Here is a 15,587-nt window from a genome sequence, read left to right as displayed (position 1 = left end):
TCCGGGGATCCGGGGACCCCGGCGGGACGAGTGGGACGCCTCTGCCCCGCCACCCGCCCCCCCGGCCGACCCGTCGCCCCCTGGCGTCAGCCCGTCGTCGGTGTCCTGCGTATCGCCCGGCCCGCCAGGGCGTCCGTGCGCCTGCCGTCCTCCATCACGAACCGGCCGTCGATCAGGACGTGCGGGATGCCCACCGGGAGCGTGCGCGGGGAGTCGTACGTCGAGCCCGCCGCGACCGTCGCCGGGTCGAAGAGGACCAGGTCCGCGACGTAGCCCTCGCGGACCAGGCCGCGGTCGGGCAGGCGCAGGCGGGCCGCCGGGCGGGAGGTCAGGTGGGCCACGCACTCCTCCAGGGTGAGGACGCCCTCCTCGCGCGCGTACTTCCCCAGGTACTGCGGGAACGTTCCGTACGCCCTCGGGTGGGGCTTGAAGCCCTGGAGGATGCCGTCCGAACCGCCCGTGTGCACACGGTGGCGCATGATCGTGCGGACGTTCTCCTCGTGACCGACGTGCTGGAGGATCGTCGAGCCGAGCCGGTCGTCGATCAGGAGACGGCGGGCCGTGACCCACGGGGCCTCGCCGCGTATGTCGGCCGACTGGGCGATCGTCCTGCCCACGCACGACGCCAGGCCCGGGTCGCCGACCCCCGAGATCTCGATCGTGTCCCACTCGATCGGCACCCCGTGGCAGCCGTCCGAGCCGACCTCCTCCAGGTGGTGGCGGATCCGCTCCGCCGTCTCGTCGTCCTTCAGACGGGCCAGCAGCGCCTCCGGGCCGCCCTCCGCCGCCCAGCTCGGCAGCATCGCCACCAGGGTCGTGCACCCGGGGGTGTAGGGGTAGGTGTCCAGGGTGATGTCGGAGCCGCCGGCGAGGGCCTCGTCGAGCAGGGCCAGGAGCTCCGGCGCCCTGCCCTTGTTCACACCGAAGTTCATCGTCGCGTGCGCCAGGTGCAGCGCGCAGCCCGCGTCCCGGGTGAGGGCGACCATCTCCTCGTACGCCTGGAGCGCACCGGCGCCGTACGAGCGGTGGTGCGGGCAGTAGTAGCCGCCGTACTCCGCCACGACCTTGCAGAGCTCGCCGAGTTCGGTGTCCTTCGCGTACATCCCCGGGGTGTAGGTGAGGCCGGACGACATGCCGACCGCCCCCTGCTCCAGGCCCTCCGCCACAAGACGCCGCATCCGGTCCAGCTCGGCGTCGGTCGCCGGGCGGTCGTCCCAGCCGACCGCGTACATCCGCACCGTCCCCTGCGGGATCAGGTACGCCGCGTTGACCGCGATGCCCCGGCCGCCGTGCGAGCGGTCCAGGCGGTCCAGGTACTCGCCGACCGTGCGCCAGTCGAAGTCGATGTCGGAACCGTCGCCGTTCCAGCCGGTGATCGTCCGGCGGACCTCCGCGAGCGTGCGGTCGTCGACCGGGGCGTACGACAGGCCGTCCTGGCCGAGCACTTCGAGGGTCACGCCCTGCGCGGCCTTCGCGGTGTGCTCCGGGTCGCGCAGCAGCGCGAGGTCGGAGTGCGCGTGCATGTCGATGAAGCCGGGGGACAGGGCGAGGCCCTCGGCGTCCAGGACGCGCCGGGCGGTGGGGCGCTGGCAGCCCGCCGCCGCGCCCTCCTTGACGATGGCGGCGATACGGCCGCCGTCGACGGCGACATCGGCGCGGTACGACTCCCCGCCGGAGCCGTCGATGACGTCCACGTCGCGGATGACGAGGTCCATGGTGGCCGGCTCCTCTAGAAGAACGTACGGATGTAGTCGACGACCGTGCCGTCCGCCTCGACCAGCGGGATCAGCTGCCACTTGTCGAAGGACGTGCACGGGTGGGACAGGCCCATGCCGAGCCAGTCGCCGACCTCCAGCTCGGCGCCCTCCTCCGTACGGACCCAGCCGTGCTGGTCGGAGAGGCCGGTGACCGTGAGGCCGTCGGCGGGGCGGATCGCGCCGGTGCGGGCGTCGCGGACGACCTGTGCCTCGGGGAGGTCGAGGTCGTACGCGGCGTCGCGCTTGCCGCCGTTGGTGAAGGCCTGCTCGGCGCTCGGGCGGGAGACGACCTGCGCCCAGAGCCGGAACGCGGGCTCCAGCGCGCCCTCCTCGGGGACCCGGTTGAAGGGGGTGAGCTTGCGGTAGTGGCCGGAGTCGTGCGAGACGTACGCGCCCGAGCGGAGCAACTTCAGTACGGGAAGGGAAAGTTCGGGGATCTCGGCGAAGACGTCGGCGACCGCGTCGAACCAGGCGCTGCCGCCCGCGCTGACCACGATCTCCCCGATCCCGGCGGAGAACCGGCCCGCCTTGTCGAACTCGACGGCCAGCGAGGTCAGTCGGCGCAGCCAGGCGTGGACGCGCTCGGCGTCCGCCTTCGGTACCTCGCCCTCGTAGCCCGCCACGCCGACCAGGCGCAGGGTGCGCGTGCCGGCGACCGCGTCCGCGACGGCGGCGCAGTCGGCCTCGGTACGGGCTCCGGTACGGGCCCCCTCGCCTGCGCCCAGTTCGACGACGACGTCCACCGGGCGGGCCGCGCCGGCCTCGGTGAGGGCCGCGTCCATCAGCTCGACCCCGCGGACCGAGTCGACGTAGCAGATGAAGCGGAAGCCGGGGTCGGCGTCGAGCTCGGCGGCCAGCCAGCGCAGCGCGGCGGCGTCGACGAGCTCGTTGGCGAGGAAGATCCGGGCGATGCCGTGGGCGCGGTAGACCCGGGCCTGGTGCGGGACGGCGGCGGTGATGCCCCAGGCGCCGTGCTCCAGCTGACGGTCGAAGAGCTGCGGGGCCATGGAGGTCTTGCCGTGCGGCGCGAAGGCGAGGCCGTGGTGCTCGGCGTAGGCCTCCAGGAGGCGCAGGTTGTGCTCCAGCGACTCGGCGGAGAGGGCGAGGACGGGGGTGGTGAAGCCGCCGGTGAAGAGATTGCGCCGCTGGGCGGCCAGCTCACCGACGGTCAGCCCCTCGGCGTCGGGCGGCAGGGCCTTGAAGCGGTGGTCGACGCGTTCGTCCGCGAGCCGGTGGGTGGCGGTGGGGGTGGGCTGCTGCTTGTCCTGCATGGGGCTCCTCCAGGCGTCGCCGCGTCGGTGCGCCGCATCGGTGCGGCGCGTCGGTGCGGCGCATCGGGCGTCGCATCAGTGTGTTGCATCAGCGCGTCGCATCAGGGCGTTGCATTATGTGCAACAGCCATTGCGTATATCGCTTAAGGGTGTCTAACATCCGGGCCAACGCCGGGTCAATGGACCCTCATGATCGACAAGGAGCCCGCAGGTGACCGTGGACGGAGACCGACCGACCGTGGACGCGCCACCCGTGGACGTCGTCTGCCTCGGCGAGTCCATGGTCACCTTTCTGCCCTCGCGGCCGGGACGCCTCGCCGACGTGCCCACGTTCACCCGCGCCATCGGCGGCGCCGAGTCCAACGTGGCCTGCGCGCTCGCCGCGGCCGGACACCGCGCCAAGTGGGTCAGCCGGGTGGGCGCGGACGGCTTCGGCGACCACCTCGTCGAGGCGATCGGGGCGTACGGGGTCGACGTGTCGGCGGTCGGGCGGGACGCCGAACGGCCGACCGGGATCTACTTCCGCACCGCCACCGACCGGGCGACGGCCGCGCACGAGGTCGCGTACTACCGCGCCGGGTCCGCCGCCTCCGCGATGTCACCGGCGACCGTCCCGTACTCCTCCGTCGCGGACGGGCGGATCCTGCACCTGTCGGGGATCACCGCCGCGCTGTCCGAGGAGAGCCTGGAACTGATGCGCGCGCTGACCGAGCCCCGGGCGGGGCGGCCGGTCGTCTCGTTCGACGTGAACTTCCGGGCCGGGCTGTGGCGGGACGCCATGGTCGGTGGGCGGGTGCTGCTGGAGCTCGCGCGCGGGGCCGACCTGGTCTTCGTGGGGGAGGACGAGGCGGAGGAGGCGTGGGGGCTCGAAGGGCTCGACGCGATCCGGGACGCGCTGCCTGAGCCGGCCGAGCTCGTGGTGAAGCGGGGGGCGGCGGGGGCGGTCGTGTTTGAGAGCTGCGCTGGGCCATTCCCCACCCCGCCCCTTCCCGAACTGGGGGCTCTGCCCCCAGACCCCCGCGCCTCAATCGCCGGCGGGGCTGGATTTGCCGGCGGGGCTGGATTTGTCCCCGACACCGTGACCGCCGTCCCCTCCCCCCGGGTCGACGTCGTCGCCGCCGTCGGGGCCGGGGACGCGTTCGCCGCCGGGTTTCTGTCCGGGACCCTGCGCGGACTGCCCGTGCGGGAGCGCATCCGGCACGGGCACCTGATGGCCGCCGCCGCGCTCACCGTGCCCGGAGACCTCGCCTCCCCTCCCGCCCGCGACCACGCCGACCGGCTCGTCGCCCTCGACGCCGCCGCCTGGGAGACACTGCACCTCGGCCCCGGGTGGACGGGGGAGGACCAGGAGGTACGTACACCATGAGTCAGACTGTCGACCGCGCGCTGAGCATCCTGCCGCTGCTCGCCCAGGGACCCGCCGACCTCGGTCAGGTCGCCGACCGGCTCGGGGTGCACAAGTCCACCGCCCTGCGCCTGCTCCGCACCCTCCACGAGCACGGTCTCGTCTACCGGCAGCAGGACCAGCGCTACCGCCTCGGCGCCCGCCTCTTCGCCCTCGCCCAGGAAGCCGTCGAGAACCTCGACATCCGCGAGATCGCGCACTCCCACCTCACCGCGCTCAACGAGCAGATCGGACACACCGTCCACCTCGCGGTCTACGAGGAGAGCGAGGTCCTCTACATCGACAAGGTCGAGAGCCGCTACCCGGTCCGGATGTACTCCCGCATCGGCAAGCCCGTCGCGATCACCGTCGCCGCCGTCGCCAAGCTGCTCCTCGCCGACCTCCCCGAGCCCGAGCGGCGTGCCGTCGCCGGCAAGCTTGACTACCCCATGTACACGCCCCGTTCGACCCCCAACGCCGCCGCCTTCCTCAAGGAGCTGGCGACCGTACGCGAACAGGGCTGGGCCACCGACCTCGGCGGCCACGAGGAGTCCATCAACTGTGTCGCGGCGCCCATCCGGGGCGCCGACGGCCGGGTCGTCGCCGCCATGTCGGTCTCGGCGCCCAATGTGGTCGTGACCGCCGAGGAACTCCTCACCCTGCTCCCGCTGGTGCGCCGCACCGCCGACGCCATCAGCCGGGACTACTCAGGCAACACCCCTACCAAGGACCGGACATGACCGAGAAGATCGCGCTCACCCCCGCCACCCACACCGCCCCGCCCGCGAAGTTCTCGCACGGCGTCAAGAAGGGCAACATCCTGCAGGTCGCCGGCCAGGTCGGCTTCCTGCCGGCCGTCGAGGGCCAGCCGCCGACGCCCGCCGGGCCGACCCTGCGCGAGCAGACCCTGCAGACCTTCGCCAACGTCAAGGCGATCCTGGAGGAGGGCGGCGCGAGCTGGGACGACGTGATGATGATGCGCGTCTACCTCACGGACGTCGACCACTTCGCCGAGATGAACGAGATCTACAACGCGTACTTCGAGGAGCAGGGACTCAAGGCCCCCGCCTCGGCCCGTACGACCGTTTACGTCGGCCTGCCCAAGGGGCTCCTCATCGAGATCGACGCCCTCGCCGTCCTCTCCTGAGCCCACGCCGGACGCACCGCCCGGGCCGGAGCCGGACCCCGATCCAGAGCCCGCGCCCTCACACCCCCCACCACCTGAGCTGATTCCGCTGAGCCCGCCGCTTCACGGCACGGCGTCCGTCCCCGGGACGCCGTGCCGCGCTCCCCCCTACCCAAAAACGAGGCCCCCGCCATGCTGCTCGCCGCCGCACCCCCCGCCGCCGAGGCGCCACCCCACACCGGAGGACTGCTCCTCCTCATACCCGGCACCGCCGGACTGCTGACCGTCGCCGCCCTCGGCATCGCCCTCCTGCTCTTCCTGATCATCAAGGTCAGGCTGCAGCCCTTCGTCGCGCTGCTCGCCGTCTCCATCAGCGTCGGCCTCGCCGCCGGACTCTCCGTCACCGAACTCTTCGGCACGGTCCAGAAGTCCGCCGCCACCTCGGTCATCGAGAACGGCATGGGCGGCATCCTCGGCCATGTCGCGATCATCATCGGCCTCGGCACCATGCTCGGCGCGATACTCGAGGTCTCCGGCGGAGCCGAGGTGCTGTCCTCCCGCCTCCTCGGCCTGTTCGGAGAGAAGCGCGCCCCGCTCGCGATGGGCCTGACCGGCCTCATCTTCGGCATCCCCGTCTTCTTCGACGTCGGCATCTTCGTCCTCGCGCCGATCGTCTACGCCGCCGCCAAGCGGTCCGGAAAATCGATTCTGCTCTACTGCATGCCGCTGCTCGCCGGCCTGTCGATGACCCACGCCTTCCTGCCGCCGCACCCCGGCCCCGTGGCCGCCGCGGGACTGCTCCACGTCTCGCTCGGCTGGGTCATCCTCATGGGCGTCGTCGTCGGCGTCCCCGCCGTCCTCGCCGCCTGGGCCTACGCCGCCTGGATCGGCAAGCGGCTCTTCGTCGAGGTCCCGCAGGACATGCTGGAGGCCGCCGAGGACGCCAAGGCCCAGGTCGCCGCCGAGCGCAAGGACGGCGCCTCCGAGGCGCCCGTCTCCCTCACCACCGTGCTCCTCATCATCGGTACGCCGCTGGTCCTCATCCTCGCCGCCACGTTCTCCTCCATCGCCCTGGACGAGTCGACCGCCCGCTCCGTGATCGAGTTCTTCGGCAACCCGTTCGTCGCCCTGACGATCGCCCTGGTCCTCGCCTACTACCTGCTCGGCATCCGGCGCGGCTGGACCCGCAAGTCCCTGGAGCAGGTCTCCACCTCGTCCCTGAAGCCGGTCGGCAACATCCTGCTCGTCGTCGGCGCCGGCGGTGTCTTCGGCGCCGTACTGAAGGCCAGCGGTGTCGCCCAGGCGCTCTCCGACACCTTCAACGACGTCGGTCTGCCCGTCATCGTGCTCGCCTACCTGATCTCGCTCGTGCTGCGCGTCGCCCAGGGCTCGGCGACGGTCGCGATCGTCACCACGGCCGGTATCGTCCTGCCGCTGGTCGAGGGCGGCGACCACTCGCAGGCCTTCCTCGCCCTCGTCATCATGGCCATCTCGGCCGGCTCGATCTTCGCCTCGCACGTCAACGACGGCGGCTTCTGGATCGTGTCGAAGTACTTCGGCATCTCCGAGCGGGACACCCTCAAGTCCTGGACCGTCCTGGAGTCGGTCCTCTCCCTGGCCGGATTCGCCGTCGCCGCCGCGCTCAGCCTGGCCGTGTAGCGGGTACGACAGGCGAGGGCGCCCCCGGAGTTCCGGGGGCGCCCTCCTCGTACGCGTACCGAGCGTCAGCTCGTGCAGTACTGCGCCTGCTTGCCGATCGAGCGGTACATGCAGTCCGCGTTCTCCAGAAGCTGGAGGACGGCGTCCCGGTTACGGCTCGTCTCGCGCTCGATCACCTCGTCGGGCGGGTAGAAGCCGCCGTTCCAGGACGAGGCCGGATACATCTCGAAGGTGTACCCGAAGATCTTCTGCGCGCCCCACAGCCAGTCGTCGATCGACCCGTCCGTGATGTAGAGGTCGCTGGACTGCTCGGCCGTGTAGCCGTTGCTCGCCGCCATCTTCCCGCCGACCGCCGCGAACGCGTCCCGGTCGTCCTGCGTCAGGCCCGGCGCGGTGTTCGCCGTGGTCCAGCCGTACGGCCAGAGCACCAGCTCGCTGTACGTGTGGAAGTCGATGCCCGCCTTGATCTGCTGCTTGCCGCCCACCACGCGCGAGCGGACGAAGTCGGCGACGACCTTCACCTCGGGGGCCGACTCGGGGGCCGTGCCCCGGTAGGTCTCCGAGCTCTTGGTGCCCGAGGAGCCGCCGCAGCAGCCCCACTTGTAGTCCCAGTTCCGGTTCATGTCCGTACCGACGTAGGAGGAGCCGGCGTTGGGCTGCCGGTTCTTGCGCCAGCTGCGGTACGAGCCGGAGGCGATGTCGTACTCGCCGCCGTCCGGGTTGAGGTCCGGCACGATCCAGATCTCGCGGTTGTTCACCATGTTCGTGACCCGGCTGTCGGTGCCGTAGCCCGCGCCGAGCTCGCGCAGCAGATACAGCGCCATCTCGACCGTCAGGTGCTCGCGCGCGTGCTGGTGGTGCGTGAAGAGGACCTCGGGCTCGGCCTCGTCCGTGCCCACGTTGTCGCTGACCTTGATGGCGACGATGTCCCGGCCCTGGTAGGTCTTGCCGATGACCCGCTTGTTCATGAGGGTCGGGTACTGGGCGATGCGCTGGTCGATCTCCGCGTTCATCTCGGCGAAGTTGTGGTACTTCGAGTCGGCCGAGGGGAAGTCGAAGGGTTCGACGGCCAGGCCCTTGACCGAGCGGTCCGGCGGCGCGGGCAGCGCCTCCGGGCGGTGGCCGAGGGCACGGAGCTTGCGCAGCTGGGCGGCGTTGGCGCTGACGACGACGCTGTGGTCGTCGGCCTCGTCGATGGAGACGCCGGTGGCGGCGAGCGCGGTGCGTTCGGCGACGGTGGACGGGCCGTGGATCTCGTACTGGCGGATCACTTCCTCGGCGGCGGGGGTCGGCTCGGATTCGGCGCCGGCCTGCTGGGCGCCGAGCGAGAGCGGCGCCGCGAGGGCGAGCGCCAGAAGGGCCGCGAGAGCGGCGGACCTTCTGCCGCGGGTTCGAAGTCGCATGCTGTCTCCTGGGTGGGGAGGGTGGGGGGTGCGACAGGCTGTGCGGGTTCGCTGTGCGGTTTCGTCGTGCGCTTTCGTCGTGCGCTTTCGTCGTGCGCTTTCGTTCTGCGGGTGTTGCGGTGCGGATGCTCTGTTCGGGTGTCTTGCGCGGGTGTTCGGGCACATGGTGCGGCCATGACATGGACGGGTCAAGAGTGTGGTTCGGCCACGATCGCCACGGTCGCCTCCGTGACGGGCTGACAGGAGATCACATCGGACGGCGAAAAGGCCGAAAGGGCGGCCCTTCGGCGATACTGTGCCGCGTGGGGATGCTGATCGGCACGTACGAGATCGAACGCAAACTCGGCGAGGGCGGCATGGGGACCGTCTGGCTCGCCCGTTCGCGCGGCGGCCGCGCCGTCGCCGTCAAGGTGGCCCGGCCGGAACTCGCCGCCGACCCCGGTTTCCGTGAGCGATTCCGGGCCGAGATCGTCGCCGCCCGGCGGGTCGGCGGCTTCCACACGGCGCAGGTCGTCGACGCGGACCCCGAAGCCGAGGCGCCCTGGCTCGCGACCGCCTATGTTCCCGGCCCCACCCTCGCCGGCCTCGTGGCGGCCGAGGGCCCCATGGACGAGCGGCGGCTGCGCGGGCTGGGCGCCGCGCTCGCCGAGGCCCTGGAGGCCATCCACGGCTGCGGGCTCGTCCACCGCGACCTCAAGCCCGGCAACATCGTCATGGCCGCCGACGGCCCCCGCGTCCTCGACTTCGGGATCGCCCGCGCCCTGGAGTCGACCCGGCTCACCGCCACCGGATCGGCCTTCGGGACCCCGGGCTACCTCGCCCCCGAGCAGGCTCTCGGCGAGGAGGTGACCGGCGCCGCCGACGTGTTCGCCCTCGGCGGTGTCCTCGTCGCGGCCGCCGGCGGGCGGGTGTTCGGCGACGGCACCCCGATGGGCCTCATGTACCGCACGGTCCACGAGGCCCCCGACCTGGGTGCCGTACCGGAGGAGCTGCGCGAGCTCGTCGGGCGCTGCCTCGCCAAGAACCCGACCGAGCGGCCCACCCCCGCGGAGCTGCTCGACGTGCTGGCGGGTGCGGGTGCGGGTGCGCAGGCGAGTGCGGTTGCAGGTGCGCAGGCGGGTGCGGCGCCGACGCCGACCGTCGTGTCGGTGCCCGCACCCGCTGCGGGTGACGCCGTGCAGGACGCCGTGCCCGCGCCCACGTCCGCCGCGGGCGGCGGTGTCCAGGACGCCGTACCCGTACACGTACCCGTACACGCGCGGCCCACCGTCGCCGTACCGCCGCCGCCCGCGGCTCCGCCCGGGCCCGCGCCGACGTTCGAGGCCGCCGACGGGGCGTCCGGGATCGCCGTCGACGCCGAGGGCGTGGTCTTCGTGATCGCCGACGTCGAGGCGGAGTTCGGCTGGGAGGAGATCGGGTCCGTCACGTACGCGCGGACCCGGCGCGGCCGGCGCCTCGCCGTCACCCTCACGCTGTACGACGGCTCCACCTACACCTGCGACGTCGACGGCCGCGGCGCCGAGCGCGCCGCTGCGTGGGAGCGTCATCTGGACCTGGTCCTGAGCCGCTATCTGCCCGCCTGACGGACATGGCGCGGCGCCGCCACCGGAGGGTGACGGCGCCGCGGTCCGATCGGTGTCGCGGGTCGTGCGGGTGTTACGGCAGGTTGTGGACGTGCGGGCCGACCGCGTTGGACCAGGCGTTGCCGGCCGTCGCGTCCCAGTTGGTCGACCAGGTCATCGCGCCGCGCAGGTTGGGCCAGGTCTGCGAGGGCTTGAAGGAGCCGCAGTTGGTGCCGCGGGCCAGGCAGTCGAGCGCGTTCTTCACGATCGACGGGTCGACGTAGCCGCTGCCCGCGCCCCGGGTCGAGGCCGGCACGCCGAGGCCGACCTGCGAGGCGTCGAGGCCGCCCTGGAGCTGGATGCAGGCGAGCGCGGTGAGGAAGTCCACCGAGCCCTGGCTGTACACCTTGCCGTCGCAGCCGAGCATCGAACCGCTGTTGTAGTACTGCATGTTGACGACCGTGAGGATGTCCTTCACGGCCAGCGCGGTCTTGAAGTACTCGGTGCCCGTGTTCTGCATGTCGATGGTCTGCGGGGCCATCGTGAGGACCATCGAGGAGCCGGCCTTCGCGGAGAGCTGGCGCAGCGCCTTCGTCAGGTACGTGGAGTTGATGCCGTGCTCCAGGTCGATGTCCACCCCGCTGAAGCCGTACTCCTGCATCAGGGCGTACGCGCTGTCGGCGAAGGCGGTCGCCGAGGCGTCACTGTTGATGGTGACGTTCCCCTTCTCGCCGCCGACCGAGATGATGACCGACTTGCCCGCGGCCTTCTTCGCGGCCACGTCGGCCTTGAAGTCGGCGACGGAGGCGTAGCCGACGGCCGGGTCGAGGTTGAAGACGATCTGGCCGGGCGTGGTCGTCGAGTCGGCGAAGGAGACGGCGATGATGTCGTACTGCGCCTGGACGTCCCGCAGCTTCTGGACGGTGGCGCCGTTGTTGAAGTTCTGCCAGTAGCCGGTCAGGGCGTGCTTCGGGACGGACGGGCCGGGGCCCGGGTTCGTCGTACGGGCCGAGACGGCCGTCGACTTGGCCGACTCGCCGGCGGCGTTGGTCGCCGAGACCTGGAACTGGTACGTCGTGTTGGCCGCGAGGCCCGCCACGGTGGCGGAGGTGCCGGAGACGGTCTGCGCGAGGGACCCGTCCCGGTACACCTTGTAGCCGGTGGCGCCGGTGACCGCGTTCCAGCTCAGGCCGACCGAGGAGGACGTGATCGAGCCGGTGGCGAGGCCCGCCGGGGTCGCCGGGACGACCGGGTCGGGGTCGACCGGACCGCCGCCGTCGGGGCCGAAGACGGAGACGTCGTCCACGTGGTAGGCGGCCTGGCCGTACCAGCCGTGGGTGTAGACGGTCACCTGGGTGGTGCTCGCGCCCGTGGTGAAGGAGGTGGTCAGCTGCTTCCAGGACGGGCTGTCGGGGGTCCAGGTGGAGACGTCGGTGGTTCCGGTGCCGGTCGCGCCGAGGTAGGCGTACCCACCCTGCACCCAGGCGCTCAGCGTGTACGTCGAGTTGGGCTTGACGGTGACGACCTGGCTGCAACGGGCGTTGTCCTGGCCGGCCGGGGTCGCCTTGAGGGCGCCCGCCCCGGTCCGTACGGGCGAGGAGACGGCGGCGCCGCTGCCCGCCGTACAGCTCCAGTTGGACAGGCCGGACTCGAAGCCCGCGTTCCTGGCGACGTTGACGTCCGCGGCCTGGGCCGTGCCGGTGCCGCCGACGAGGCCGAGGCCGGAGCCGACGGCGAGCGCGAGAGCGCCGCCGATCCATCTGCGCGAGCGTGTGGTGGTGCGGTCCACTTGCTGCCTCCGGTGGGGGAGATGGGGGAGGGGAGGGGAGGGGAGGAGAGGGAAGGGAAGGGAAAGGGAGGTAGGTAGGTCACGGTGGCCACCGTTGGGGCAACAAGCTGGTCCAGACCAATCGAGTTGTCAAGACCTCTGGCGCGGAAGGGGAGTTGGGCCGGTGGGTCTCAGGGCCCATGGCGGGCCCACTCCCGGGCCCAGGCCGGGACCCAGAGCGAGGCCCAACGCGGGGCCCAGTCCCGGACCCACCACAAGACCCATCCGGGCCCAGATTTCACGTTGCGCTTGCCGGATTGTGTGTTCACCAGCCCACAGGTCGTGGATAAAGTGCACAGCATCGCGCTGTGCAGTAACGCGGTGAACGCAGTGAGTCATGGCGATGTGCTGCGCCATGGGACATGGGGACTTGGGACTTGGGGACGGGGAGCCCGACGTGCCGACAGCTATCGCGGTCACCAGTGCCGACCTGGTGCTGCCACCGACCGACCAGCAGACGCCCACCGCCGCCGTCCTGCCCGCGCCCGAGACCCAGCCGCTGGCCTCCGCCGTGGCCGACCTCCAGCTCCTCCTCGACCGCTACGGGCATGTGATCGTCCTCTGCCCGACCTCCCTGCCCAAGACCGCCGAGCAGCGGCTGCACGCCATCCGCTCCCTCCTGGAGAGCGACCGGATCGCCCTGGTCAAGACCGACCTGCCGCCCCTGGGCACCGCCGTACTGGCCCGGCAGCTGCGGCAGCTCTCCGCCTGCGACTTCAGCCCCGGCGTCATCGCCTCGGCGGCCCGGCTGCTCACCCACTACATCTACGCCGGCGCGGTCCTCGGCTCCGTCGCCAAGCTCGACCGGGTGCCGGTCACCCTGAAGTCGCACGTCAAGGGCTGGCTCCCGGGCGCCCAGTTCGCCGTGCTCGCCGCCCCCACCCCCCAGCTCCTCCGGATCGGCCCGGGCGTCGCACCGCCCGCGGGACCCGAGTTCGCCACCCAGCTCCTCGTCGCCCGCGGCCAGCTCCAGACCGACTGGGCCACCGGCACCCTCGCCCCCACCTGGCAGGTCCAGGCTGTCCACGAGGCGCCGCTGCCCGCCGAGTCGCCCCGCTGGTGGGGGACCGGGCGACTGGTCGAGTTCACGGCGTACCTCCCCGACATCGCCGTACTCCACCGGCTGGTCGCCTCCGTACGCCGCGAGACCTGCAACTGGTGCCGGATGGAACTCATCGGCGACCGCTGCGGCTTCTGCTCCGCGCCCTGGTCCGCGCTCGCGCCCACAGCGCCTTCGCCGGCCCGGGCGTCCCGGGCGGCCCCGGCGGTCGGGACGGCCGCGCCCGCGGGTGCGCGGTCCGTCGCGCCGGCGGCGCCGGAAGCCGACCGGTCCCTCGCCGCACGCCAACGCCGCGCGCTGGCCTCCCCGGCACCGACGGCGCCCGCGGCAGCAACTGCACTCGCGGCACCTGCCGCACCGACGGCACCTGCCGCACCGACGGCACCCGCGGAAGCCCCCTGGCCGTCGACGCCGTCACCGCCACCGCCCGGAGACATCCCGCCCGCCGCGTACCCCGTCCGCTGAGCCATACGTACCCGTCCGCCGAGCCACACGTACCCCCGATCGAGGTTGTCCGGCAATGAACTCCCGCCAGCGTCGTGGCGTCATCCTGCTCCTGCTGTCCGTCCTGTGCGCCCTCGCCGCGTTCGCCGGCGTCCTCTCCGTCATCGACGACGTCAACTCCAAGGTCGGGCCCGAGGTGACCGCGTACCGCGTCAAGGCCGACGTGGCACCCCACACCCCGCTCAGCGACGGGCAGTTCGAAAAGACCTCGATGCCGGAGCGCTGGCTGTCGAAGACCGCCGTGACCAACCTCGACCAGATCAGGGGGAAGATCGCCGTCACCACACTCAAAGCCGGCTCCCTCCTCCAGTCGGACATGATCGTCCAGCGGCCCGCGCTCCGGCCCGGCCAGCAGGAGATCGCCATCATGATCGACGCGGCCACGGGCGTCGCGGGCAAGATCACCGCCGGCTCGACGGTCAACATCTACGCCACGTTCGCCGGCGAGAAGGGTGGCAAGGCCGCCCAGTCCAAGGTCATCGTCAGCAACGCCCGCGTCATCGACGTCGGCAAGCTCACCCCCATCTCCGACCGCAACGACCGCAGCAACGGCCCCACCGAAGCCGTACCGATCACCTTCGCCCTCTCCACACTCGACACCCAGCGCGTGGCCTACGCCGAATCCTTCGCCGAGCACGTACGACTCGCCCTCGTCGCCCCCGGCGCCACTCCCGGTGGCGAGCCCACCCTCACCCCCGACGACCGCACCTACACGCTCGACAAGGACAAGTGAGGCCGGTATGACCACCAGGATCCTGCCGGCCGTCGCCGACCCCGACGCGGCCCGCGCCGTCATCAGCCTCCTCAGCCAGCTCCCCGGCGCCGAACCCGCCCAGCCCGTCGCCGACTCCACCCAGCTCGTCGACACCCTCGCCCGGCTGGCCGCCCAGTCCCTCGACGAACTCCCCGAAGTCGTCCTCGTCCACGAGCGGATCGGCCCCGTCCCGGCCCTCGAACTCGTCCGCGAGGTCGCCCTCCGCTTCCCCGCCGTCGGCGTCGTCCTCATCACCGCCGACGCGAGCCCCGTCCTCTTCTCCGCCGCCATGGACTCCGGCGCCCGCGGCCTTGTCACCCTCCCACTCGGCTACGAGGAGCTCGCCAGCCGGGTCCAGGCGGCCGCCCAGTGGTCCGTCGGCGTCCGCCGCCACCTCGGCGGCGGAACGGACGTGTTCGCCGGCCCCGGAGGAACCGTCGTGACCGTCAGCGGCGCCAAGGGCGGCGTCGGCACCACCGTGACCGCCGTCCAACTCGCCCTGGCCGCCCGCGCCTCCGGCCGTGACGTGGCCCTCGTCGACATGGACCTCCAGGGCGGCGACATCGCCTCCTACCTCGACGTCCAGTTCCGCCGCTCGGTCGCCGACCTGGCCGCCGTCGACGACCTCTCGCCCCGCGTCCTCCAGGAAGCCGTGTACGTCCACGAGACGGGCCTCGCGCTCCTCCTCGCCCCCGGCGAGGGCGAACGCGGCGAGGACGTCGCCGACCGCTCCGCCCGACAGATCATCGGCGCCCTGCGCGCCCGCCACGACGTCGTGGTCGTCGACTGCGGCACCTACCTCAACGGCGCCAACGCGGCGGCCGTCGAGACCGCCGACACGGCGATCCTCGTCACCACCCCGGACGTGGTCGCGGTGCGGGCCGCCAAGCGGACCGTACGGATGTGGGACCGGCTCCAGATCCGCAAGGCGGAGGAGACGACCGTCCTGGTCAACCGGCATACGCGCGGCACGGAGATCCAGCCCGCCCTCATCCAGAAGATCACCGGAACGCGGATGGCGGGCGTCGTCGTCCCCGCCAACTTCAAGGAGCTGCACGGCGTCGTCGACGCGGGCCGCCTGCACGAACTCGACGCCCGGTCGACCGTGAAGCAGGCCCTGTGGTCGCTCGCCGGCGAGCTGGGCCTCGTCGGCCCGCCGCCCGGCGCGGCCGCCGACCAGCGGCCCGCGCTCGGACCGGGCAAGCAGGCCGGGAACGGCAGGCAGGCCGGAACCGGCAGGCAGCTCGCCCGGCTGACCCGCGGCAAGGGCGGGCGCTGA

The 15,587-nt window shown here is 72.1% G+C and carries 11 protein-coding genes and 1 pseudogene; 8 read left to right on the top strand and 4 right to left on the bottom strand.

Going from position 1 to position 15,587, the window contains the following annotated elements; genetic code table 11:
- Positions 1–86: 86 nt before the first annotated feature.
- Together ACF09C_RS24185 and ACF09C_RS24180 are read right to left on the bottom strand one after the other, a co-directional pair.
- On the bottom strand, positions 87–1,715 hold the full coding sequence (locus tag ACF09C_RS24185; protein ID WP_392094157.1) for an amidohydrolase family protein: 1,629 nt from the start codon (positions 1,713–1,715) through the stop codon (positions 87–89).
- A 14-nt stretch (positions 1,716–1,729) separates the two neighbouring features.
- Positions 1,730–3,028 (bottom strand): amino acid deaminase, encoded by a 1,299-nt coding sequence (locus ACF09C_RS24180; protein ID WP_392094155.1) that lies wholly within the window; start codon positions 3,026–3,028, stop codon positions 1,730–1,732.
- 280 nt (positions 3,029–3,308) lie between these two features.
- Here ACF09C_RS24180 and ACF09C_RS24175 point away from each other — a divergent pair, with 280 nt between their 5' ends.
- From ACF09C_RS24175 to ACF09C_RS24160, 4 genes are all read left to right on the top strand, one after another.
- Positions 3,309–4,394, top strand: coding sequence for a sugar kinase (locus tag ACF09C_RS24175; RefSeq protein ID WP_392094366.1), 1,086 nt, complete (start codon positions 3,309–3,311; stop codon positions 4,392–4,394).
- The gene (locus ACF09C_RS24170) at positions 4,391–5,152 is read left to right on the top strand and encodes an IclR family transcriptional regulator (protein WP_392094153.1); all 762 of its coding nucleotides are present in this window, start codon (positions 4,391–4,393) and stop codon (positions 5,150–5,152) included. The genes ACF09C_RS24175 and ACF09C_RS24170 overlap by 4 nt, the downstream gene beginning before the upstream one ends.
- Entirely contained in the window at positions 5,149–5,559 is a 411-nt protein-coding gene (locus tag ACF09C_RS24165; RefSeq protein ID WP_362423577.1) for a RidA family protein, read from the top strand. Before ACF09C_RS24170 ends, ACF09C_RS24165 begins: the two co-directional genes overlap by 4 nt.
- Before the next feature lie 171 nt (positions 5,560–5,730).
- Positions 5,731–7,197: a GntP family permease gene (locus tag ACF09C_RS24160; RefSeq protein WP_392094151.1), complete on the top strand. Its 1,467-nt coding sequence runs from the start codon at positions 5,731–5,733 to the stop codon at positions 7,195–7,197.
- Positions 7,198–7,262: 65 nt separating this feature from the next.
- Here the strand turns inward: ACF09C_RS24160 and ACF09C_RS24155 are convergent, their stop codons facing one another.
- Positions 7,263–8,600 (bottom strand): M14 family metallopeptidase, encoded by a 1,338-nt coding sequence (locus ACF09C_RS24155; protein ID WP_392094149.1) that lies wholly within the window; start codon positions 8,598–8,600, stop codon positions 7,263–7,265.
- Positions 8,601–8,908: 308 nt separating this feature from the next.
- Here ACF09C_RS24155 and ACF09C_RS24150 point away from each other — a divergent pair, with 308 nt between their 5' ends.
- Entirely contained in the window at positions 8,909–10,183 is a 1,275-nt protein-coding gene (locus ACF09C_RS24150) for a serine/threonine-protein kinase (protein WP_392094365.1), read from the top strand.
- Positions 10,184–10,256: 73 nt separating this feature from the next.
- On the opposite strand, the gene ACF09C_RS24145 is transcribed toward ACF09C_RS24150, so the two are convergent.
- Entirely contained in the window at positions 10,257–11,951 is a 1,695-nt protein-coding gene (locus ACF09C_RS24145) for a chitinase (protein WP_392094147.1), read from the bottom strand.
- Between the two features lie 394 nt (positions 11,952–12,345).
- On the opposite strand from ACF09C_RS24145, the pseudogene ACF09C_RS24140 reads away from it, so the two are divergent.
- The 3 genes and pseudogenes from ACF09C_RS24140 to ACF09C_RS24130 form a co-directional block, all read left to right on the top strand.
- Positions 12,346–13,206 (top strand): annotated as a pseudogene (locus ACF09C_RS24140) (hypothetical protein); the annotation flags it as partial.
- 364 nt (positions 13,207–13,570) lie between these two features.
- Positions 13,571–14,287: a Flp pilus assembly protein CpaB gene (gene cpaB / locus ACF09C_RS24135; protein ID WP_392094145.1), complete on the top strand. Its 717-nt coding sequence runs from the start codon at positions 13,571–13,573 to the stop codon at positions 14,285–14,287.
- A gap of 7 nt (positions 14,288–14,294) precedes the next feature.
- The gene (locus tag ACF09C_RS24130) at positions 14,295–15,587 is read left to right on the top strand and encodes a CpaE family protein (protein WP_392094143.1); all 1,293 of its coding nucleotides are present in this window, start codon (positions 14,295–14,297) and stop codon (positions 15,585–15,587) included.

Origin of the sequence: Streptomyces sp. NPDC014870, from assembly GCF_043081505.1 — a bacterium.
Taxonomy (GTDB): Bacteria; Actinomycetota; Actinomycetes; order Streptomycetales; family Streptomycetaceae; genus Streptomyces.
Note: the sequence above shows the minus strand (reverse complement) of the source record. Positions and strands in the feature narration are given on the sequence as shown.